This window comes from Aeromonas sp. S19(2024) (assembly GCF_041402625.1).
Taxonomy (GTDB): Bacteria; Pseudomonadota; Gammaproteobacteria; order Enterobacterales; family Aeromonadaceae; genus Aeromonas; species Aeromonas caviae.
This window is the reverse complement of sequence record NZ_JBGLQU010000017.1, coordinates 39,023-57,854: the sequence shown is the minus strand read 5'-3', so window position 1 is coordinate 57,854 and position 18,832 is coordinate 39,023. Positions and strand designations below refer to the sequence as shown.

Genomic DNA, 18,832 nt, shown 5'->3' with positions numbered 1-18,832 from the left:
GAACGATGTTTTCCCGACGCCACGTATTGAAACAGCTGGTTGCCCTTGGCGCCATTGCCGGGTTTGGCAGCCTGCCCGGTGCCCGCGCGGCCTTCGCCGCCGGCGAGCCCGGCGCCGCCGCTCGCTACCACATGCCGGAGGAGTCCTCCCCCCAGGCCCTGGTGTGGGTGGCCTTCGGGGCCACCAGCGAGATCTGGGGTCGCCACTACAAGGAGGTGCAGGCCACCATAGGGCGGCTGGTGCAGGCCATGGTGCCCTACACCCGGGTCAACGTGCTCTGCCATGAGGATGACGAGGCGCTGGCGCGCCAGTTGTGCGGCGAGCGCAACACCCACTTCGTCCACGCCGAGATGGATGACATCTGGCTGCGGGATACCGGCGGCGTCTTCGTGCAGGACGAGCAGGGAGGGCTCGGGCTGGTGGACTTCAACTTCAACGGCTGGGGTGACAAGCAGGAGCACAGCCATGACGCCAGGGTCGCCGCCCTGGTGGGCCGGCAGACGGATGCCTATTACCTGCAGAGCGAGCTCATCGGTGAGGGGGGCGGCATCGAGGTGGACGGCAACGGCACCGCCATCATGACCGAGAGCAGCTGGATCAACAGCAACCGCAACCCCGGCCTCACCAAGGCGCAGGTGGAGGCGGAGCTCAAGGCCAATCTGGGGCTGCGCAAGATCATCTGGCTGCCGGGGATCAAGGGCCGCGACATCACGGATGCCCACGTGGACTTCTACGCCCGCTTCGTGCGCCCCGGGGTGGTGGTGATCAACATGGACAACGATCCCGACTCCTACGACTACAAGGTGACCCGCCAGCACCTCGCCATCCTGCAGCAGGCGACGGACGCCGACGGCAACAAGCTGGAGCTGCATCAGCTGCCGCCGCCCCTGGGCGGGCGGGACAACAAGTTCAGCCGCAGCCCGGACTTTGCCGCCGGTTACATCAACTACCTGCCCATCAACGGCGCCGTCATCGCTCCCCAGTTCGGGGATGCCAGGGCCGACCGCCATTGCCGGGATCTGCTGGCCCGCCTCTATCCGGGGCGCAAGATAGTGCAGATAGACATAGACCCGGTGGCGGCCGGGGGCGGCGGCATCCACTGCATCACCCTCCATCAACCTGCCTGAACTTACGCGCAGGCCGCCTCTGGCGGTGTGACGCAGGACAAGGGGCGCCTCGGCGCCCCTTGTCCTTGCTGGCGTTCCATGGCGCCTCGCTCAGATCCCCGTCATGCCGATCTCGTCGAGCTGGACGTGAGGGGGTTGGCGCAGGGTGTAGAGCACGGCCTCGGCCAGATCCTCCACCTGCAGCCAGCCGGGCTTGCGATCAGCGGCGCAAGCCGGGGGCGGCACCTGCACCAGCCCGGGACAGAGGGTGTGGACCCGGATGCCTTGATGCTGCACCTCTTCCCGCAGTGCCCGGGCGAACCCCAGCACCGCAAACTTGGCGGCGCAGTAGACGCTGGCCCTGGCATAGCCGTGCCTGGCGGCCTGGGAGGCGATGTTGATGACGGTGCCGTGGCGGTTTGCCAGCATGTCCGGCAGGCAGGCCCGGGTCAGCAGGAAGGTGCCCTTGGCACAGGTATCCATCACCCTGTCCCACTCCGATTCCGGCAGATCCTGCACCAGGTGGTCGCTGCCGACCCCGCTGTTGTTGATGAGCAGATCGACGGGGCCGAGCCGCTCCCGGATCCGGGCATGGCCGTCCCGCACCTGATCGCTGTCGCACACATCCAGCGCCAGTGCCATGACTCGCACCCCGTATCGCACCTCCAGTCTGGCCGCTTCCTGCTCCAGCAGCCCCAGACGGCGGGAAGCCAGGATCAGCTCCACCCCCTGGCTGGCCAGGGCCTCGGCGATGGCCAGTCCGATGCCGCTGGCGCCGCCGCTGATGAGGGCCCGTGTTGCTCTCAGTTCGTTCATCTTGTCTTCTCCTCCAATGGTGCAGGCATTGTGGCGGGCGCCTTCGGCAGGGAACAGGGGAGGGGAAGGAGTGATTCGAACCCTGGTTCGTGTTTTGGCGTTCCGGTTCGAACTTTGGTTCTAAACGCCGCGACCAGCTTTAAGTTCGATTAGCCGTAAGGGGTAATCGGACGTTCGCGTAAATCAATTCTCCCGCTATAACAGCCATCCATATTTCCCTGCTGACAGATGCCGCTGATTCATGGACACACCGGACAGCGGCATCTCGATCGTCCGATTACGCTTCGCTAATCGAACCAACATGGGACGGTAATAAACAGAAGAGCCGCCCTGGGGCGGCTCTTTGCATCGGGGATGAATGAATCGTCACGGCGCCTTGGGCGGTTCCACCAGAGCGGTCGCGGGTTGGTCATCTTCCTTGATCCAGGCATCCAGCAGGGTGTAGCCCACCGCCAGCACCACGGGGCCGATGAAGAGGCCGATGATGCCGAGGGCCAGCAGGCCGCCGATGACGCCCACCAGGATGAGGATGAGGGGCAGATCGGCCCCGCGCTTGATGAGGAAGGGGCGCAGGAAGTTGTCCATGGTGCCCGCCAGCACGGACCAGACCAGCAGGAAGGTGCCCCAGGTGGTGTCCCCGCTCCAGTAGAGGTAGCCGATGCTGGTCAGCAGCACCGGGAAGGGGCCGATCTGGGCGACGATGAGCAGGAACATCAGCACCACCAGGATCATGGTGTAGGGAATGCCGGCAATCAGCAAGCCGAGTCCGGCCACCGAGGATTGCACCAGGGCAGTCACCACCACCCCCATGGCGACGGCGCGAATGGCCTGGGAGGCGAGCACCACGGCATTGTCGCCACGTTGGCCCGCCAGGCGATGGGCGAAGCGGCGAATGCCATCCGCAGCCTTTTCGCCCGAATGGTAGAGCAGGCCGCAGATGGCCACGGTCAGCAGGAAGTGGACGAACAGCAGGCCGAGGTTGCCCGCCTGGGCCGCCAGCCAGCGGGCGGTCTGGCCGAAGTAGGGGGCCAGCTTGGCGAACAGCACCTGGCCGCCGCTCGCCAGGATCTGTTGCCAGAACTCATACAGCTTGGTGCCGACCAGGGGGACCTGCTGCAACCAGAGCAGCTCGGGGGGCGGGGAGTGGCTCAGCTCGGTGCCGAATTCGATCAGCATGGGAGCCTTCTCTGCCACGTTGGCCAGCGTCATGAAGAGCGGGATGACGAACATCAGCAGCAGGATGCCGCTCATCAGCAGGGCCGCCAGGGCGCGCTTGCCCCACAGCAGGCGCTGGGCCATCTGCATCAGCGGCCAGGTGGCGATGGTGATCATGGTGGCCCACACCAGGGCGGGCAGGAAGGGGCGCAAGACCATGAAGCACGAGATGATGAGCAGGCTGAGGAACAGCAAGCCCAGGGTGATCTTGGCCAAATCCACTTTTTTCATATTCATGGCATTCCCTTAACGAGGGGTTGAGCGCCCGGTTCGGGCACCGTGACGGATAGCGGACAACGACCACCAGAGCCCGGCGCTGAGCCAGAACCCCAGGCAGCCAAAGAGCCACCCTTGTCCCGCGAGGATCAGCAGAGAGCTGCTGGTGAGCGCGGGCACCAGGAACAGGAGCCCTGCCACGACCAGCCCCCCTGCCAGGGTCAGCAGCGCGGCGGGCAGGGCGGGGGTGGGGCTCCGTTCGAGTGATAGCAGATTACCCGATACCAGCCCCAGGGTGAACATGGCAAGCCCGGCCAGGGCGGTGGACTGGGTGAGCCAGGCCGAGAGGGCGCTGGCGATGAGCAGCCCGGCCCAGGGGAGCGAGCGTGCCGCCAGCTTCGCCAGCGGGGCGCGCAGTGCCAGCAGCAGGGCCCCCAGGGCAAGGCCGGCCACCACATCCGAGAGGAAGTGGACCCCCAGCCAGACCCGGGCCAGCCCGGCCACACCGGCCAGCAACAGGGCCAGCAGGGCCCCCTGCCAGGCCCGCAGCGCCGGCAGCCAGCCAAGCAGCAGGCCCCAGTAGAGCAGGGTCGAGGCGGTGTGACCGCTCGGCATGCCGAAGCCCTGGGCACTCTGGCGGGCCAGCTCGGGTTGCAGGTGGAAGGGCCTGGGCCAGCCGATGCCCGCCTTGAGCAGGTTCACCACCAAGGTGAGCAGCACCATGGCAAACAGCAGGTGGCGCAGCCTGGACCAGCCGAGCAGGGGCAGCAGCAAGGGCAGCAGCGCCAGCTGGAAGGGGGCCGAGCCCAGCAGATTGCCCGCCCTTGGCCAGAGCACATCCGGCCCTAGCCACCGTTGCAGGCGCTGGATCAGCGGCAACTCGGCGCGGTGCAGCGCACTGGCCGCGTCGCTGAAATCCGTCACCCACAGCACCTGGCTTTCGGGCACCTCGGCCAGCCTCGGGGCTATCCAGTCGAGCTGCGCCGGGAAGCGACGCTGGGCAGGGGGCAGGTCGGCGGCCGCGATCAGCCTGGCGTTCAGGATCTCGCCACCGAGATCCGGGGCCTGGAGCAGGGAGACAAACCCCGTCCCCCGCTGGACCCGCAGGGGCTCCAGGGTCTGGCAGGCGAACACCCTGGCCCGTTGCCAGCGCCCCAGCTCGCCGGTGACGCGACCCTGGAGGCCGGTCTCCTCGAACAGCTCGCGCAGGGCCGCCTGCTCCGGGGTCTCCCCCCTGTCGATGTAACCGCCGCTCAGGCTGTAGCGCGAGGAGAGCCTGTCCTGCACCAGCAGGATCCCTTGCTGGTGGCGGATCACGCAGGCGGCCGCAGAGGGAGGGGATTCGGCGCGGGAGGCGGGCAGGGCACCGCCCAGCAACAGCAGCAGGCAGAAGACGACTCGAAACATGATGGCACCCAGGGGCAAGGAGTGGGGACAAGGGTCACAGAAATCAGACGGCCGGGCAATGGCTTGCAGGGGGCACCGACCCTGTCGGGGACGCAAGGATTGCCGTCTGCGCGGGCAGTCCCTAGTATTGGCGGCTATTGTTCTTCTCATTCACTACATTGTGGGGCTCTTCATGCGACAGTTCGGTTTCTTTCTGGGGATTGCCATCGGCGTCATCCTGATACTGTTTGGCAGCATCGTCATCTTCCAGGCCCTGCCTGCGGCGCTGGACGTGCTGGAGATGCCGAGCCGGATCCCCTTCGTGCGCGAGGTGTACACCTGGCTGATGAGCAGCGCCAACGGGCTCACCGCCCAGCTGGAGCAGAACTTCCTGGAGGCATTCCAGACGGTGCTCAAGCTGATCCTGCTCATCACCTTCATGTGGGTCTGCGTCAAGCTGGTCAACATGGGGGTGCTGATCATCCGGGCCGGCGTCGACCTTATCCGCACCGCCATCGAGCACAGCGAAGAGAAGGGTGCCAAGCCCACCGAGCAGGACCGCCATTTCTGATCTTCCCCTGCCACAGGTCAGATAAACAACAGGCCATCATGTGATGGCCTGTTTTCATGGTGGCATGACGCTTAAATAAGTCAGTTAAGCAGTTTTTCCAGCTCCGCTTCGGCATCCGCCCTGGCCTGATCGCTCAGGGTGCCGGAAGTCGCTTCCAGCTTCTCGCCCTGTTGCTGCACCGCCTTTTCGGCTTGCTGCTGTGCACTGGTCGCGGCACTGATGGTCGCTGCGCTGCTGGCGGCCTGCTTGGCGCTGTCGCTCACCGCCTTGGCGGCTTGCTGCTGCGCCGTGGTGGCGGCACTGATGGTCGCTGCGCTGCTGACGGCTTGCTTGGCGCTGTCGCTCGCCGCCTTGGTGGCTTGTTGCTGCGCTGTGGTTGCGGCACTGCTGGCAGCTTGCTTGGCGCTGTCGCTCACCGCCTTGGTCGCTTGCTGCTGCGCTGTGGTGGCGGCACTGATGGTCGCTGCGCTGCTGGCGGCCTGTTTGGCGCTGTCGCTCACCGCCTTGGTGGCTTGCTGCTGCGCCGTGGTCGCTGCGCTGCTGGCGGCCTGCTTGGCGCTGTCGCTCACCGCCTTGGTCGCTTGCTGCTGCGCCGTGGTTGCGGCACTGCTGGCAGCTTGCTTGGCGCTGTCGCTCACCGCCTTGGCGGCTTGCTGCTGCGCGGTGGTTGCGGCACTGATGGTCGCTGCGCTGCTGGCAGCTTGCTTGGCGCTGTCGCTCACCGCCTTGGCGGCTTGCTGCTGCGCCGTGGTGGCGGCGCTGATGGTGGTGGCGCTGCTGGCAGCCTGCTTGGCGCTGTCGCTCGCCGCCTTGGTGGCTTGTTGCTGCGCCGTGGTGGCGGCACTGCCGATCACCTGTCTGGTGGAGTCGGACAGGGCCTTGCTGGCGCTCTGTTGCAGGCCCCCCATCATGGTGCCCAGCAGAGAACTGCCAGCGCCCGTGAGCCCCTGACCGGCACCGGTCAGGGCCGTGGCGGCCGGGGTGGCCTGGGACTGCCAGCCCTGCATGGCGCTGGGCCAGGTCGGGGTGGCGGCCGTCAGGTTTTCCCCGAAGACTTGGGTCGCCCCGTCACCTTTTTGCACCATGACGGCGAGCTGGTTGGTGTCGGCGTTCCAGACCATGCCGGCCTGCTTGGCTACGTCCGGCACGGGGGCGTAGCGGGAGACCACGTAAAAGAGCGGCCCCTCCTGTTGCAGCTCGTCGGCGGTCTTGAGCAGTTGCATGGTGCTCTCGTAGTTGGGCCCCAGCATGGCGGTCATTCTGTCCTTGATCAGCGGCTGCTCGAACAGGTTGGCCTCGTTCGGATCGAAACCGACCAGCGGCTTGAGCAGGGCCCACATCAGCTGGCTGGTGGGGCTCATCATCAGCAGGGGGGCGACACAGGCGGACAACATCAGGCTCAGGCAGGCAGCCTTGAGCAACGGCATGATACGCATTGACAACATATCCAGTTAATTATCTGATTATTAAGGGTTATTCATTACCGCATCCCGGCGATGCCGGTGGGGGCCCACGGCAGAACCCTGACAGGCCTTTGCGGGCGCAGGCAGGCTATCATATTGCTTCCGGAATGCCAGATGAGCCGACATTTATTGGTCAAGTCTAGGGCTCTGCTGGTCGCTCTACACTTTCACACCCCCGTGACAGGAATTCCCATGATCCGTTGTGCAGGTTGTCTGCTGGCCCTTGGCTGGCTCTTCCCCGCGTTGGCCGCTCCGGCGTCCAACACCCTCAGCCACTCGGTGGGCACCGAGCTGGTGCTGCCCCTTGGTTCGCTGCCCGAGCGGGTGTGCTGGTATCAGGATCAGAAATACTCCCAGGGGGCCCGCATCCAGCAGGGGGAGCTCTGGCTGGAGTGCGCGCCGCAACAGGCGATGGAGACCAATGGTCCCCTGATCTGGCGAGAGGTGACGACGCCGTCACAGAGTGGTGAACCCGAGGGCAACCAGCGGACGATCCGGGTGGGCCAGTGAGCCTTTTCTTGATCCAGCTACAGACACGGGCGTGATCTCTATCGCATAATGCGGCTCTTTCTTCTCTTGACTGGGATCTAAGCAATGGCTCGTCGCTCTTCCAATGCACAACGTCGTCGCAGTAGCTGGTGGTACAAACGCTTGTTGGCAAGGGAGCGGGAAGAGCGCGAAGCGCGTTCCGTCCGGGATTGATACTGCATTGAAAAACGGAGCCTCGGGCTCCGTTTTTATTGGTGACTAAAAGTGCATTACCACAGACAGGTTTATTACCACAGGTGGACAATGGTGCCGCTCTGCCAGTGCACAACGTCGTTGCCGCCGTGAGCTGGCGGTACAAACCCTTGCTGGCAAGGGAGGGAAGCGCGCGAGGGCGCTGCGTCCGGAATGGATACGGCATTGAAGAACGGAGCCTCGGGCTCCGTTTTTATGGGTGACTAAAAGTGCATTACCACAGACAGGTTTATTACCACAGGTGGACAATGGTGCCGCTCTGCCAGTGCACAACGTCGTTGCCGTCGTGAGCTGGCGGTACAAACCCTTGTTGGCAAGGGAGGGAAGCGCGCGAGGGCGCTGCGTCCGGGATGGATACGGCATGGAAAAACGGAGCCTCGGGCTCCGTTTTTATTGGTGACTAAACGTGCATTACCACAGACAGGTTTATTACCACAGGTGGATAATGATGCCGCTCTGCCAGTGCACAACGTCGTTGCCGTCGTGAGCTGGCGGTACAAACCCTTGTTGGCAAAGGAGCGGGAAGAGCGCGAGGGCGCTGCGTCCGGGATGGATACGGCATGGAAAAGCGGAGCCTCGGGCTCCGTTTTTATGGGTGAATATAAGTGCATTACCGCAGGCAGGTTTATTACCACAGGTGGATAATGGTGCCGCTCTGCCAGTACACAACGTCGTTGCCGTCGTGAGCTGGCGGCACCAACCCTTGTTGGCAAGGGTACGGGAAGCGCGCGAGGGCGCGGCGTCCGGAATGGATACGGCATGGAAAAACGGAGCCTCGGGCTGCGTTTTTCATTCATCAAAGACCGTCATGCGAGAACGGGGGCCATCAGGCCCCCGTTTTGCTTTTGCAGAGGTTGGCTGCCTGCGACTCAGCGTTGCAGGGCGGCCAGGGCCAGCTCGACCCGTTTGGCGTACTCGGGGTCGGCCTGCTCGAAGTGCCTGAGCTGGGCCGCGACGATGGCGTCATCCTCCACATTGATGAGGGAGCGGGCCAGGTTGGCGGCGAGGCGGGCGCGCTGTCCCTCGTCCATCAGGCGGAAGAGATCCCCCGGCTGGCTGTAGTAGTCGCTGTCATGGTCACGAAAATCGTAGTGCAGGGCAGCCCCTTCCAGACTCAGGGCCGGTTCGTGCTGCTCGCTCGGCTGCTGGGTGCCGAAGCGGTTTGGCTGGTAGTTGGGGCTGGCGCCACCGTTGCTGTCGGCCCGCATGGCGCCGTCGCGGTGGGCGCCGTGGTGGAACGGGCAGCGCGGGGCGTTGACCGGCAGCAAGCCGTGGTTGACGCCGAGGCGGTAGCGCTGGGTGTCACCGTAGGAGAACAGGCGACCCTGCAACATGCGATCCGGCGAGAAGCCGATGCCGGGCACCACGTTGGCCGGGGTGAAGGCGGCCTGCTCCACGTGGGCGAAGTAGTTGTCCGGGTTCTGGTTGAGTTCCAGCAGGCCCACCGGGATGAGCGGGTAGTCCTTGTGGGGCCACACCTTGGTGAGGTCGAACGGGTGGATCGAGTAGGTCTGGGCCTCGGCCTCTGGCATCACCTGCACATAGACCTTCCAGCGCGGGAAGTCCCCCCGCTCGATGGCGTTGAACAGATCCGCCTGGCTGGTCTCTCTGTCCTGACCGACGGCGGTGGCCGCCTCTTCATCGGTGTAGAAGCGGTGGCCCTGCTCGGTCTTGAAGTGGAACTTGACCCAGAAGCGCTCGTTCGCGTCGTTGATGAAGCTGAAGGTGTGGCTGCCGTAGCCGTTCATCTCCCGCAGGCTCCTGGGGATGCCGCGATCGCTGAAGAGGATGGTGACCTGGTGCAGGGATTCCGGGTGGCGGGACCAGAAGTCCCAGGCGGCGGTGGCGCTGCGCAGGTTCGTGCGGGGATCCCGCTTCTGGGTGTGGATGAAGTCAGGGAATTTCAGGGGATCGCGAATGAAGAACACCGGGGTGTTGTTGCCCACCAGATCCCAGTTGCCCTGCTCGGTGTAGAACTTGAGGGCGAAGCCGCGCACGTCGCGTTCGGCATCGGCGGCGCCTTTCTCGCCGGCCACGGTGGAGAAGCGCAGGAACACCGGGGTCTGCTTGCCGACGGCGTTGAACAGGTCGGCCTTGCTGAAGGCGCTGATGTCGTGGGTCACGGTGAAGGTGCCGTAGGCGCCCGAGCCTTTGGCGTGCACCACCCGCTCGGGAATGCGCTCGCGGTCGAAGTGGGCGAGTTTCTCCATCAACCAGATGTCTTGCATCAGGACGGGGCCGCGGGGGCCGGCGGTGAGGCTGTTGTTGTTGTCGACGACGGGGGCGCCGTTGGCGCTGCGCAGGGTCTTGTCGGTCATGGCGGGTCTCCTTGTGATGAGTCGCCAGACTAGGGGAAGTGGGGGAGCGGCTCCAATGGAGTGTGCCTAACCCTTTGATTGGTTTCGCTGATGGGGGTGGAAACAGACGCCAGCCTTGCGGCAAGATGGGATTCAGCCAATCAGGAGGTCTCATGTCCATCACCATTCGCCGCGCCGGGCCGGAAGATGCCGCCGCCCTGCGGGATCTTCACGCCATGCCCCATGCCCAGGCGGGCACCCTGCAACTTCCCTTCCCCTCCCTGCAGCAGTGGGAGCAGAAGCTGACCCCGCGGGATGGCATCTACAGCCTGCTGGCGGAGTGCGAGGGGGAGGTGGCGGGCGCGCTGGTCCTGATGGTGGAGCCGTCCCCCCGTCGCCGCCACGTGGCGAGCATCGGCATGGCGGTACACGATGACTGGGCCGGGCGCGGGGTGGGCACCGCCCTGATGCAGGCTGCTCTGGATCTGGCGGACAACTGGCTCGGCTTGACGCGGGTGGAGCTGACGGTCTGGGCCGACAATCAGGCGGCCCTGGCCCTCTATCGCAAGGCGGGCTTTGTGGAGGAGGGCGTAGCCCGGGATTACGGCCTGCGTCATGGGGTGCTGGTGGATGCCCTCTACATGGCCAGGGTGCGCCGATGATCGACTATCGCGAGCGCCTGACGCCGGTGCTGCGGGCACTGGAGCAGGATCCGGATCTCTCCATCGAGGCGCTGGCGAGTCGCGCCTGCCTCTCCCTCTACCATTTCCACCGGGTGTTCACCGCCGTGGTGGGGGAGGCCCCCGGCGAGATGTGCCGCCGCCTGCGGATGCAGCGGGCGGCCTGGCAGCTCTGCTACACCGATGCCAGCGTCACCGCCATCGCTCTGGGGGCGGGGCTTGGCAGCTCCCAGGCCTTCGCCAAGGCGTTTCGCCGCCACTATGGCTGTACCCCGGGGGCGTTTCGCAGCGACAAGGGCAAGAACGGACACCTGGATCGCAAGGAAGGACACGCATGGCAAGAGGCACTCCCTTATGCTGAAGGCCACTCATCAGCAAGGAGCAACACCATGAACACCGTCGAGATGGACGCCCGCACCCTGGCCTATATCCGCGTGACCGGCCCCTATGGCGAAGGGTATGACGCCGTCTGCCATCGCCTTCACCAGTGGGCCGCGCCCCGTGGCCTGGAAGGAGGAGAGTGGATCTTCATCTACCACGACAACCCCGAGGTGACGCCGCCGGCCCAGTGCCGCACCGACATCGGCATCAGCGTGCCGGTGGGCACCCTGGGGGCGGGGGAGGTGGAAATTCAGCTCATCCCCGCCGGGCGCTACGCCCAGTCCCGCTATCTCATCACGGATCGCCGCCAGTACGGGGAGCGCTGGCAGGAGCACATCGGCGATATCGTCGCGGCCGGGCTCGCCTTTGGGGACGGCCCCTGCTTCGAGCTCTATCACAGCGTGAGCAATGACCCCCTGCGCGATGACGTGAGCTTCTGCTCCAGCGTGCGCTAGGCAGGCGGCAATAAAACGAGGCGCCCAAGGGCGCCTCGTTCAATTTGGGGTCCATGACCACCGCAGATATCAGGGCTGGCTGGGCACCTTGTTGCGGCGGGACTTCCACCACCAGCGCAGGCGGATCTGGGAGATGAGCATCCCCGCCAGCATCAGGGCACAGCCGACCACGGCCCGTTCGTCCAGATGTTCCCCCAGCAGCAGGACACCGCCGATGGCGGCGAACACCGTCTCCAGGCTGAGGATGATGGCGGCATGGGCCGGATGGGCACCGCGCTGCCCCACCACCTGCAGGGTATAGCCGATGCCGACCGAGACCAGACCGGCGTAGAGCAGCGCCTGCCAGCCCGCCACGGCACCACTCGCCGTCGGTGTCTCGATGACGAAGGCCGTGGCCAGGCTGAGCAGACCGCACACCACGAACTGCACCCCGGCAAGACGAATGGGGGCGACCCGGTTCGAGTAGTGATCCAGCACCAGCAGGTGCACGGCCCAGAACAGGGCCCCGATCACTTGCAGCAGATCGCCGTAGCCGATGGTGAACTCCTCGGTGACGCTGAGGTAGTAGAGCCCGGCCATGGCGATGAGGGCGCCTACCCAGGTGTTGGCCCCGGTCTTGTGGCGCAGGGCCAGGCCGATGACGGGGACCAGGATGATGTAGAGGCCGGTGATGAAGCCCGCCTTGGCGGCCGTGGTGTAGAGCAGCCCCACCTGTTGCAGGGAGGCGGCGGAGAAGAGCACGGTGCCGGCGATGAGGCCCCCGGTCAGCAGCAGGCGGTGATCACCGGCAGGCTGGGGCGGCTGGCGTGACTTGAGCCACCACAAGAGCGGCAGCAGGGAGAGGGCGCCTAGCAGGAAGCGCAGGCCGTTGAAGGTGAAGGGCCCCATGTGATCCATCCCCAGACGCTGGGCGACGAAGCCCAGCCCCCAGATGGCGGCGGCCATCAATAACATCATGTTTGAACGCATACGGAATCATCCCTGAGAAAGAGTCTCGGCGGCACTCGGGCCCCGCCATTACGATACCTGCGAGAAGGGGCGTTTGTCGTCAGCCATTTGTTGCCGGGTGAGGGCAGGATCAGCGGCTGGCCAGCTTGGCGAGCAGGGGCAGCAGGGCGAGCAGCAGCAGGTTGCCCCTCAGGATCCAGATCACCCAGAACTGCTGCTGGGTGGAGACAAGGGGAGCCCGTCCCTGGCGCAAGGATCGGCGCCAGTGGTGGAACAGCCGGCTGGGGTAGCCAAAGCTGATGGCCATGGCGAAGAACATCAGCAGCTTGGTGCGGTAACCCGGATTGGCAAGCAGGATGGCCGGTGGCTGGGGATGGGCGACCACCAGCAGCACGCCCGTGATGAAGATGAGCAGCAGGGCCAGGGCGGCCAGGCTGTCAGCCAGCAGCAGCTTGCGCACCTGCTCGATGGACATGCCGCGCCGGAACAGGAAATACTCCGAGGTGATGGCACCGGTCAGGGTGATCACGGCGCAGTAATGGAGGGCAGTCAGCAGTTCCGGTTTCAACATCCAGGCCAGTTCCTTCTCGTTGGCCACATGATGCGCTTCCCTTTGGACGCCATCAGGTGGGGCTGATATTCTGACACTACACGATGTCAGGGGATAGCATGGAGTCAGGGTTGGATAAGCGAGCAGTCTCCAAAAAGACCTGGTCCCTGGTGGCACGGATGCGCCTGGGCCTGCTTCTGCTCTTCATTCCCGTCCTGATGCTGGGCGCCATCTACTACCTGCACATGGAGCGCAGCCTGCAGCGAGAGCTGCAACAGCGCCTGCTCGCCACCAATCACCAGTTGCGCCACGTCTTCATCGAACCCTACCTGAACGAGATGGAGCGTCAGTTCTCCCTCATCTACGACCAGGTCAAGGTGGAGGACATCAGCGGCCCCCGTCTGCGCAACACCGACTCCTATCTCAGGGAGTGGCGCCTCTACAAGGGGGTGATGGCGGATCTCATCTACATCTATGTGGGCACCGCCGAGCGCCAGATGCTGATCTACCCCGAATGGCAGGCGGATGCGGACTTCGATCCCAGGGTGCGCCCCTGGTATCAGCTGGCCAGCCAGCATGTGGGCAAGATGGTCTGGACCGAACCCTACTACGACTACACCAACGGCACGCTGGTGATCGCCCTGGCGCGGGCCATCACCGACAAGGAGGGCAAGGTGCGGGGGGTCTTCGCGGTGGATGCCATCCTGGCCCCCTTCTCCGCACAGCTGAACCGGCAGTGGAACAGCGGCTACCAGATGATCGTCAACCAGTCGGGCAAGGTGCTGGCCCACCCCGATCCCTCACAACTGCTCAAGCCCATGACACACCCGACCTGGCTCTCCCGCTTCAGCGGGGAGGACGGCATCTTCCTGGATCAGGCGTCTCGCCAGTTCGTGGCCTACAGCCGCCTGCCTGACCACAACTGGGTGCTGATCAGCGTGTTGCCCGCCTCCAGCATCCAGGCGGTGGTGGCGAGCGCCTCCCTCAACGTGCTCGGGACCATCGTGCTGGCCAGCGTGCTCTACATGGTGTTGGCACTGATCTGGTCCCGTTATTTCAGGCGGATGCTGGACGAGATCTCCACCGTGATCCGGGCCAGCCGGACCCAGCCTGACGAGGTGCACCAGGGGGGGATGCGCGAGCTCAGGCACGTCTATGCCGAGCTGGCGGAGGTGAGCAAGGATTATCACGAGGTGCGCCAGCAGGCGAACCTCGACAAGCTGACCGGCCTTTACAACCGGCGCTTCTTCGACGAGCGGTTGAATCGGCTGCTGCTCGATCAGGACAGCTTCTGCCTGGCCATGATCGATCTGGACGGTTTCAAGCGGATCAATGACACCTATGGCCACCAGACCGGGGATGTGGTGCTCAAGCGGGTGGCCAGCTTTGGCGCCAAGCTGCTGGGGGATCATGGCTGGGTATGCCGCTATGGCGGGGAAGAGCTGGTGGTGCTGTTCGCCAATCCCGATATCCACTTCTGCCAGATGCTGCTGGAGCAGTACAGGATGGGGGTGGCCTCCCTGCACTGGCGTGAACCCGGTCTTGGGATCACCTTCAGCGGCGGCCTGGTGGCGAGTGCCCCCGGGCTTGGGGCCAGGAGCCTGCTGACCATGGTCGATGCCGAGGTCTATCGCGCCAAGGGTGACGGCAAGAATCGCATCTACATGGTGGATCCCCTGGCTCCCCGGGACGACTCGCCCTCAGGGGATGGCATGTTGAGCAAAGAAGAGGCCTGAGGGCCTCTTCTTCATTGCGCGGATCAAGGGTGCAACTGCCAGGTCCAGAGGGGCCAGCCCAGCTCCTCGGCGCACTGGCGCAGGGCGGGGGCCGGATTGACCGCATGGGGATGGCTCACCGCCCGCAGCATGGGCAGATCGTTGTGGGAATCGCTGTAGCCAAAGCTCCCCTGCCAGAGGTGTGCCTTTCCGGCAAAGAGCTGGTTGATGCGGGCCACCTTGCCTTCGCGAAAACTCAGGGTGCCGCGGGTCTGGCCGGTCAGCATGCCGGCTTCCTCGTCGAGCAGGATGGCCACGCAGTGATCCATTCCCAGCATCTGCGCCATGGGGGCCACCAGATGCTCGCCGGAGGCGGAGATGAGCACCAGCTCGTCGCCACGCTGGCGATGCCACTCGATGCGGGCCAGCCCCTCCGGATAGATACGCTCCCGCAGCACCTGTTCGGCAAAGCGGGTGCAGAGGGAGTCGAGCCACTGGCGCGTCCTGCCTGCCAGCGGTTGCAGGGTGAAGGCCATGTACTGGTGCATGTCCATCTTGCCCTGATGGTAGAGGGACATCATGGCCTGCTCCTCGGCCACCATGCCCGCCGGGGCCAGCTCCTGGGCCACCATGTACGCCAGCCAGAGGCTGGCGGAATCCCCCGCTATCAGGGTCTCGTCCAGATCAAACAGTGCCAGGGCCATGGCTGCTCCTCGGGTTGGCTGCCAGCATCGGGGTACTGGCTGAAAAATGAATGGGATTCATGGCGTTATGCTACCTCACAGAGTTGATCCCGGGCCACCACCAGGGTCACGGCGCTGCCTACCGGCAGCAGATCGCCGGCACGGCGGTTGAGGCAATCCACCGTCAACAGCCCTGCCTCGCACTCCACCTGATAGCGGATGACGTTGCCGAGCAGCTGCTGCTGGCGAACGATGCCGGGCAGGCTGGGCTCGTGGCTGACCGCCCCGGCGGGCAGCAGGGTGATGGACTCCGGCCGCAGCGCCAGCTTGCCGCGAAAGCGCGGGCCGAACAGGGATTTGGCCTGCTCGCCACCCAGCAGGTTGTAGTTGCCGATAAAGCCCGCCACGAACTCGCTGGCGGGGCGGGTGTAGATCTGCTCTGGCGTGCCGCTCTGCACGATGGACCCCTTGTTCATCAGGAAGATCCGATCCGACAGGGTCAGCGCCTCCTCCTGATCGTGGGTCACGAAGATGGTGGTGAGCTCGAGGCGCTGCTGGATCGCGCGGATCTGCTGGCGCAGGCTGCGGCGGATGCGGGCATCCAGCGCCGAGAGCGGCTCATCCAGCAGCAGGATCCGCGGTTGCACCACCAGCGCCCGGGCCAGGGCCACTCGCTGGCGCTGGCCGCCGGAGAGTTCGCCCGGATAGCGGCGCTCGAAGCCGGTCAGCTCCACCAGCTCTAGCGCCTCCTGTACGCTGGCGGCAAGATCCCGCCCCGGCTGGGGCTTCATCTTGAGGCCGAAGGCGACGTTGTCCCACACCGTCATGTTGGGAAACAGCGCATAGCTCTGGAACACCATGCCGATGCCCCGCTTCTGGGGGGCCTGCCAGGTAATGTCCTCACCGGCCACCCGCACCTGACCGCCATCCACCGGGGTGAGCCCGGCCAGCGCCCGCAGCAGGGTGGATTTGCCGCAGCCGGAGGGGCCGAGCAGGGTCACCAGCTCCCCCTTGCGGATGCCGAATTCAATTCCCTCGAACACCTTGGTGTCGCCGTAGGATTTGTGCAGTTGATTCACTTCTAGATGGAACATGTTGATTCACCGATGAAATCTGTTGGCCGCCCAGGTGAGCAGCAGGGTCAGCAGGAAGTAGCTCATCACCAGTGCGCTGGTGAAGTGGCCCGAGGTGGCGCGCATGTTGTAGAGGTAGACCTGCAGGGTCTCGTAACGGGTGCCCACCAGCATGTTGGCAAACACGAACTCCCCGAGCAGGAAGGAGAGGGAGAGAAACAGCGCCGCCAGCAGTCCCTTGCGCAAGCAGGGGATCACCACCAGCAGGAAGGCGCGGGCACTGCTCGCCCCCAGCAGGTGAGCGGCATCCATCAGATCTTTCAGCGGCACCCCTTGCAGGCTGTTGGCCAGCGCCCGGTACATGAAGGGGAGCACCACGGTGAACCAGGTGCCGATCAGGATCCAGGGGGTGCCGATGATGGGCAGGACGCCGTCGGCGTAGATCTGCAGCAAGCCCACCGAAGAGACCACCGGCGGCACCGCGAAGGGGAGCAGGATCAAGAGGTTCATCCAGGGATCCAGCCTGGGGAAGTAGTAGGCCACCACCAGCACGGTGGGCACCAGCACCAGGGTCCCCAGCAGCAGGGTGGCGAAGCAGACCAGCAGGCTGCGGCCAAAGGCAGCCAGAAAGCGCGGGTCGCCCCAGAGCTTGAGATACCAGTCGAGGGTGAAGCCATCCGGCAGCAGGGTCGCCCCCCAGCGGGTGGAGATGGAGTAGAGAAAGGTGGCCAGCAGCGGCAGCAGCAGGGTGGCGACCAGCGCCCCCAGCACCCAGCGCGGCCAGCGCGGCGTCAAATCATGCATGGGATTGCCCCTTGTTCACATAGCTCTTTTTCAGCAGCCACTGGTTGGCGGCTGTCACCACTCCCAGCAGCACCATCAGGATCACCGCCAGTGCCGCCGCGAGATTCGGCTCGAGGAAGATGTCGCCGGAGACCAGACTGGCCACCCGGATGGTCACCAGGTTGAAGTTGCCGGTGGTGAGGGCGTAGGCAGAGGCATAGGCCCCCACCGCGTTGGCAAACAGGATGATCAGGGTGCCGAGCAGGGCGGGGGTGAGCACCGGCAGCGCCACGTGCCACACATACTGGCGCTTGCTCGCACCCAGCAGGGCGGCGGCCTGGGGCCACTCCTCCTGCAGGGCGTCGAATGCCGGGTAGAGCAGCAGCAGGGCGAGGGGGATCTGGAAGTAGGTGTAAATCAGGATAAGGCCGCTGCCCGAGTAGAGGTTGAAGCCATCGATGAGGCCCCAGGATTTGAGCAGCAGGGTCACTGCACCATTGATGCCGAGCACGATGATGAAGGCGAACGCCAGCGGCACGCCGCTGAAGTTGCCCGTCATGGTGACGAAGGCCAGCAGCACCCGCTTGACCCGCTCGCCGCTGTGGCGCAGCGCCGCCGCCCCGAGGGTGCCGATGGCGAGCCCCGCCAGGCTGGCGATGCCGGCAATGCGCAACGAGTTGCCGAAGGATTGCAGGTAGAAGGGGGAGCTCAAAATCTCCCGGTAGTGGTCGAGACCCCACCCATCAGGGGTCTGGACGCTGCCCACCAGCACCCACACCATGGGGGCGAGCTGGAACAGGATCATCAAGAGGACAAAGGGCAGCAGCACCAGAACGGGCAGCCAGTGGCGGCGCACCCGGCGTGGCTTCACCTGTTGATCCGCGAGGATCTCGGTGGTGGCAGGCATCATCAGTGCACCTCGCGCATAAAGGCCGCCTTGAGCAGCGGGGGGGCTGCCGGCTTGTCGTGGGGAACCCCCAGCAGATCCGCCATCAGGGCGCAGAGCTGGGTCTGGGCGATCACTACCCCATCCGGCCAGCGCTCGACGAAGGCATCGCCAAAGAGCCAGAGCGGCACGGTGCGCTCCTCGGCCAGGGTGCCGCCATGGCTGAGATCGTTGTTCATGCCGTGATCCGAGGTGATCATCACCTGATACCCCTCTGCCAGCCACTGGGGCAGCAGCTCGGCCAGCAGGCTGTCCATGCGGCGAGCCTGATTGCGGTACTGGCGGGAATCGAGGCCAAACTGGTGGCCAGCGTCATCCACCCCCATGGGGTGGATCAGCAGAAAATCGGGGTCGTACTGGCTGCGCAGCCACTCGCCGTCCATCAGCAGATGGCTGTCGGGGTAGCCGTCATCCCAGTAGAAGCACCCGTGCTGGATGGGCAGTTGCTCATCGTGAGTAAAGCGATCGCGGGCCGCCAGCCAGGGGCTCTGGTTGTAGAGCTCGCTCACCCAGTGGTAGGCCGCCGCTGCGGTGCGTTTGCCCGCGGCCCGGGCCAGATGGAAGATGGCGTCGTGTTGGCTCAGGCGCGTCACCCCGTTGTGGGTGATGCCGCTCGCCACCGGCGGCAAGCCGGTCAGGATGCACTCGTAGAGAGGGCGGGAGAGGGAGGGCAGGGCGGCACTCAGGGTCGTATGCAGGCCGCGTTCTGCCTCCACCATGCCACAGAGGTAGCCCATGCAATGGGCTACCTCTGCTGCCAGGCCATCCACAAGTACCACTATCACCTTGTGTTGCACTGGCCACTCC

18 protein-coding genes are annotated in these 18,832 nt (G+C 65.0%); 6 read left to right on the top strand and 12 right to left on the bottom strand.

Annotated features, from left to right (window positions below; genetic code table 11):
* Positions 1 to 5 precede the first annotated feature (5 nt).
* The gene (locus ACB037_RS20395) at positions 6 to 1,127 is read left to right on the top strand and encodes an agmatine/peptidylarginine deiminase (protein ID WP_043155014.1); all 1,122 of its coding nucleotides are present in this window, start codon (positions 6 to 8) and stop codon (positions 1,125 to 1,127) included.
* A 90-nt stretch (positions 1,128 to 1,217) separates the two neighbouring features.
* Here the strand turns inward: ACB037_RS20395 and ACB037_RS20390 are convergent, their stop codons facing one another.
* The 3 genes from ACB037_RS20390 to ACB037_RS20380 all read right to left on the bottom strand — a co-directional run bounded on the left by ACB037_RS20390 (position 1,218) and on the right by ACB037_RS20380 (position 4,760).
* Positions 1,218 to 1,922, bottom strand: coding sequence for an SDR family oxidoreductase (locus ACB037_RS20390; protein WP_371175824.1), 705 nt, complete (start codon positions 1,920 to 1,922; stop codon positions 1,218 to 1,220).
* A gap of 366 nt (positions 1,923 to 2,288) precedes the next feature.
* Positions 2,289 to 3,374 carry an AI-2E family transporter YdiK gene (gene ydiK / locus ACB037_RS20385; RefSeq protein WP_371175823.1) on the bottom strand — a complete coding sequence of 362 codons (1,086 nt, stop codon included), beginning with the start codon at positions 3,372 to 3,374 and terminating at the stop codon, positions 2,289 to 2,291.
* A gap of 9 nt (positions 3,375 to 3,383) precedes the next feature.
* Entirely contained in the window at positions 3,384 to 4,760 is a 1,377-nt protein-coding gene (locus ACB037_RS20380; RefSeq protein WP_151028568.1) for a phosphatase PAP2 family protein, read from the bottom strand.
* A gap of 172 nt (positions 4,761 to 4,932) precedes the next feature.
* Here ACB037_RS20380 and ACB037_RS20375 point away from each other — a divergent pair, with 172 nt between their 5' ends.
* Complete coding sequence (locus ACB037_RS20375) at positions 4,933 to 5,310, top strand: hypothetical protein (protein ID WP_010675931.1); 378 nt, start codon at positions 4,933 to 4,935, stop codon at positions 5,308 to 5,310.
* 80 nt (positions 5,311 to 5,390) lie between these two features.
* Here the strand turns inward: ACB037_RS20375 and ACB037_RS20370 are convergent, their stop codons facing one another.
* Entirely contained in the window at positions 5,391 to 6,746 is a 1,356-nt protein-coding gene (locus tag ACB037_RS20370; RefSeq protein ID WP_371175822.1) for a hypothetical protein, read from the bottom strand.
* Between the two features lie 219 nt (positions 6,747 to 6,965).
* On the opposite strand from ACB037_RS20370, the gene ACB037_RS20365 reads away from it, so the two are divergent.
* Positions 6,966 to 7,283, top strand: coding sequence for a DUF1496 domain-containing protein (locus ACB037_RS20365; RefSeq protein ID WP_039040821.1), 318 nt, complete (start codon positions 6,966 to 6,968; stop codon positions 7,281 to 7,283).
* 1,100 nt (positions 7,284 to 8,383) lie between these two features.
* Here the strand turns inward: ACB037_RS20365 and ACB037_RS20360 are convergent.
* On the bottom strand, positions 8,384 to 9,832 hold the full coding sequence (locus ACB037_RS20360; RefSeq protein ID WP_371175821.1) for a catalase: 1,449 nt from the start codon (positions 9,830 to 9,832) through the stop codon (positions 8,384 to 8,386).
* Between the two features lie 152 nt (positions 9,833 to 9,984).
* On the opposite strand from ACB037_RS20360, the gene ACB037_RS20355 reads away from it, so the two are divergent.
* Together ACB037_RS20355 and ACB037_RS20350 are read left to right on the top strand one after the other, a co-directional pair.
* Positions 9,985 to 10,473, top strand: coding sequence for a GNAT family N-acetyltransferase (locus ACB037_RS20355; protein WP_371175820.1), 489 nt, complete (start codon positions 9,985 to 9,987; stop codon positions 10,471 to 10,473).
* Entirely contained in the window at positions 10,470 to 11,327 is an 858-nt protein-coding gene (locus ACB037_RS20350) for a GyrI-like domain-containing protein (RefSeq protein ID WP_371175819.1), read from the top strand. The genes ACB037_RS20355 and ACB037_RS20350 overlap by 4 nt, the downstream gene beginning before the upstream one ends.
* 69 nt (positions 11,328 to 11,396) lie before the next feature.
* On the opposite strand, the gene ACB037_RS20345 is transcribed toward ACB037_RS20350, so the two are convergent.
* Entirely contained in the window at positions 11,397 to 12,296 is a 900-nt protein-coding gene (locus ACB037_RS20345; RefSeq protein WP_042864813.1) for a DMT family transporter, read from the bottom strand.
* 109 nt (positions 12,297 to 12,405) lie between these two features.
* Complete coding sequence (locus ACB037_RS20340) at positions 12,406 to 12,846, bottom strand: DUF2214 family protein (protein WP_039040139.1); 441 nt, start codon at positions 12,844 to 12,846, stop codon at positions 12,406 to 12,408.
* Positions 12,847 to 12,956: 110 nt separating this feature from the next.
* Here ACB037_RS20340 and ACB037_RS20335 point away from each other — a divergent pair, with 110 nt between their 5' ends.
* Positions 12,957 to 14,561: a sensor domain-containing diguanylate cyclase gene (locus tag ACB037_RS20335; protein WP_223953904.1), complete on the top strand. Its 1,605-nt coding sequence runs from the start codon at positions 12,957 to 12,959 to the stop codon at positions 14,559 to 14,561.
* Between the two features lie 23 nt (positions 14,562 to 14,584).
* Here the strand turns inward: ACB037_RS20335 and ACB037_RS20330 are convergent, their stop codons facing one another.
* The 5 genes from ACB037_RS20330 to ACB037_RS20310 form a co-directional block, all read right to left on the bottom strand.
* A complete protein-coding gene (locus ACB037_RS20330) occupies positions 14,585 to 15,244 on the bottom strand; it encodes an HAD family hydrolase (RefSeq protein WP_371175818.1) in 660 nt (219 codons plus the stop codon).
* A 65-nt stretch (positions 15,245 to 15,309) separates the two neighbouring features.
* On the bottom strand, positions 15,310 to 16,317 hold the full coding sequence (locus tag ACB037_RS20325; protein ID WP_128313526.1) for an ABC transporter ATP-binding protein: 1,008 nt from the start codon (positions 16,315 to 16,317) through the stop codon (positions 15,310 to 15,312).
* Between the two features lie 6 nt (positions 16,318 to 16,323).
* Entirely contained in the window at positions 16,324 to 17,100 is a 777-nt protein-coding gene (locus ACB037_RS20320) for an ABC transporter permease (protein WP_039040132.1), read from the bottom strand.
* A complete protein-coding gene (locus tag ACB037_RS20315; protein ID WP_371175817.1) occupies positions 17,093 to 17,989 on the bottom strand; it encodes an ABC transporter permease in 897 nt (298 codons plus the stop codon). Before ACB037_RS20315 ends, ACB037_RS20320 begins: the two co-directional genes overlap by 8 nt.
* On the bottom strand, positions 17,989 to 18,822 hold the full coding sequence (locus tag ACB037_RS20310) for an alkaline phosphatase family protein (protein WP_371175816.1): 834 nt from the start codon (positions 18,820 to 18,822) through the stop codon (positions 17,989 to 17,991). The genes ACB037_RS20315 and ACB037_RS20310 overlap by 1 nt, the downstream gene beginning before the upstream one ends.
* Positions 18,823 to 18,832: the final 10 nt, after the last annotated feature.

What these genes read in the sequence shown, in the direction of transcription:
- ACB037_RS20395 (WP_043155014.1), top strand. Translation starts at nt 6, where the DNA reads ATGTTTTCCCGACGCCACGTATTGAAACAGCTGGTTGCCCTTGGCGCC.
- ACB037_RS20340 (WP_039040139.1), bottom strand. Translation starts at nt 12,846, where the DNA reads ATGTTGAAACCGGAACTGCTGACTGCCCTCCATTACTGCGCCGTGATC.
- ACB037_RS20315 (WP_371175817.1), bottom strand. Translation starts at nt 17,989, where the DNA reads ATGATGCCTGCCACCACCGAGATCCTCGCGGATCAACAGGTGAAGCCA.
- ACB037_RS20325 (WP_128313526.1), bottom strand. Translation starts at nt 16,317, where the DNA reads ATGTTCCATCTAGAAGTGAATCAACTGCACAAATCCTACGGCGACACC.
- ACB037_RS20390 (WP_371175824.1), bottom strand. Translation starts at nt 1,922, where the DNA reads ATGAACGAACTGAGAGCAACACGGGCCCTCATCAGCGGCGGCGCCAGC.
- ACB037_RS20360 (WP_371175821.1), bottom strand. Translation starts at nt 9,832, where the DNA reads ATGACCGACAAGACCCTGCGCAGCGCCAACGGCGCCCCCGTCGTCGAC.
- ACB037_RS20350 (WP_371175819.1), top strand. Translation starts at nt 10,470, where the DNA reads ATGATCGACTATCGCGAGCGCCTGACGCCGGTGCTGCGGGCACTGGAG.
- ACB037_RS20330 (WP_371175818.1), bottom strand. Translation starts at nt 15,244, where the DNA reads ATGGCCCTGGCACTGTTTGATCTGGACGAGACCCTGATAGCGGGGGAT.
- ydiK (WP_371175823.1), bottom strand. Translation starts at nt 3,374, where the DNA reads ATGAATATGAAAAAAGTGGATTTGGCCAAGATCACCCTGGGCTTGCTG.
- ACB037_RS20345 (WP_042864813.1), bottom strand. Translation starts at nt 12,296, where the DNA reads ATGCGTTCAAACATGATGTTATTGATGGCCGCCGCCATCTGGGGGCTG.
- ACB037_RS20320 (WP_039040132.1), bottom strand. Translation starts at nt 17,100, where the DNA reads ATGCATGATTTGACGCCGCGCTGGCCGCGCTGGGTGCTGGGGGCGCTG.
- ACB037_RS20365 (WP_039040821.1), top strand. Translation starts at nt 6,966, where the DNA reads ATGATCCGTTGTGCAGGTTGTCTGCTGGCCCTTGGCTGGCTCTTCCCC.
- ACB037_RS20380 (WP_151028568.1), bottom strand. Translation starts at nt 4,760, where the DNA reads ATGTTTCGAGTCGTCTTCTGCCTGCTGCTGTTGCTGGGCGGTGCCCTG.
- ACB037_RS20370 (WP_371175822.1), bottom strand. Translation starts at nt 6,746, where the DNA reads ATGCGTATCATGCCGTTGCTCAAGGCTGCCTGCCTGAGCCTGATGTTG.
- ACB037_RS20355 (WP_371175820.1), top strand. Translation starts at nt 9,985, where the DNA reads ATGTCCATCACCATTCGCCGCGCCGGGCCGGAAGATGCCGCCGCCCTG.
- ACB037_RS20375 (WP_010675931.1), top strand. Translation starts at nt 4,933, where the DNA reads ATGCGACAGTTCGGTTTCTTTCTGGGGATTGCCATCGGCGTCATCCTG.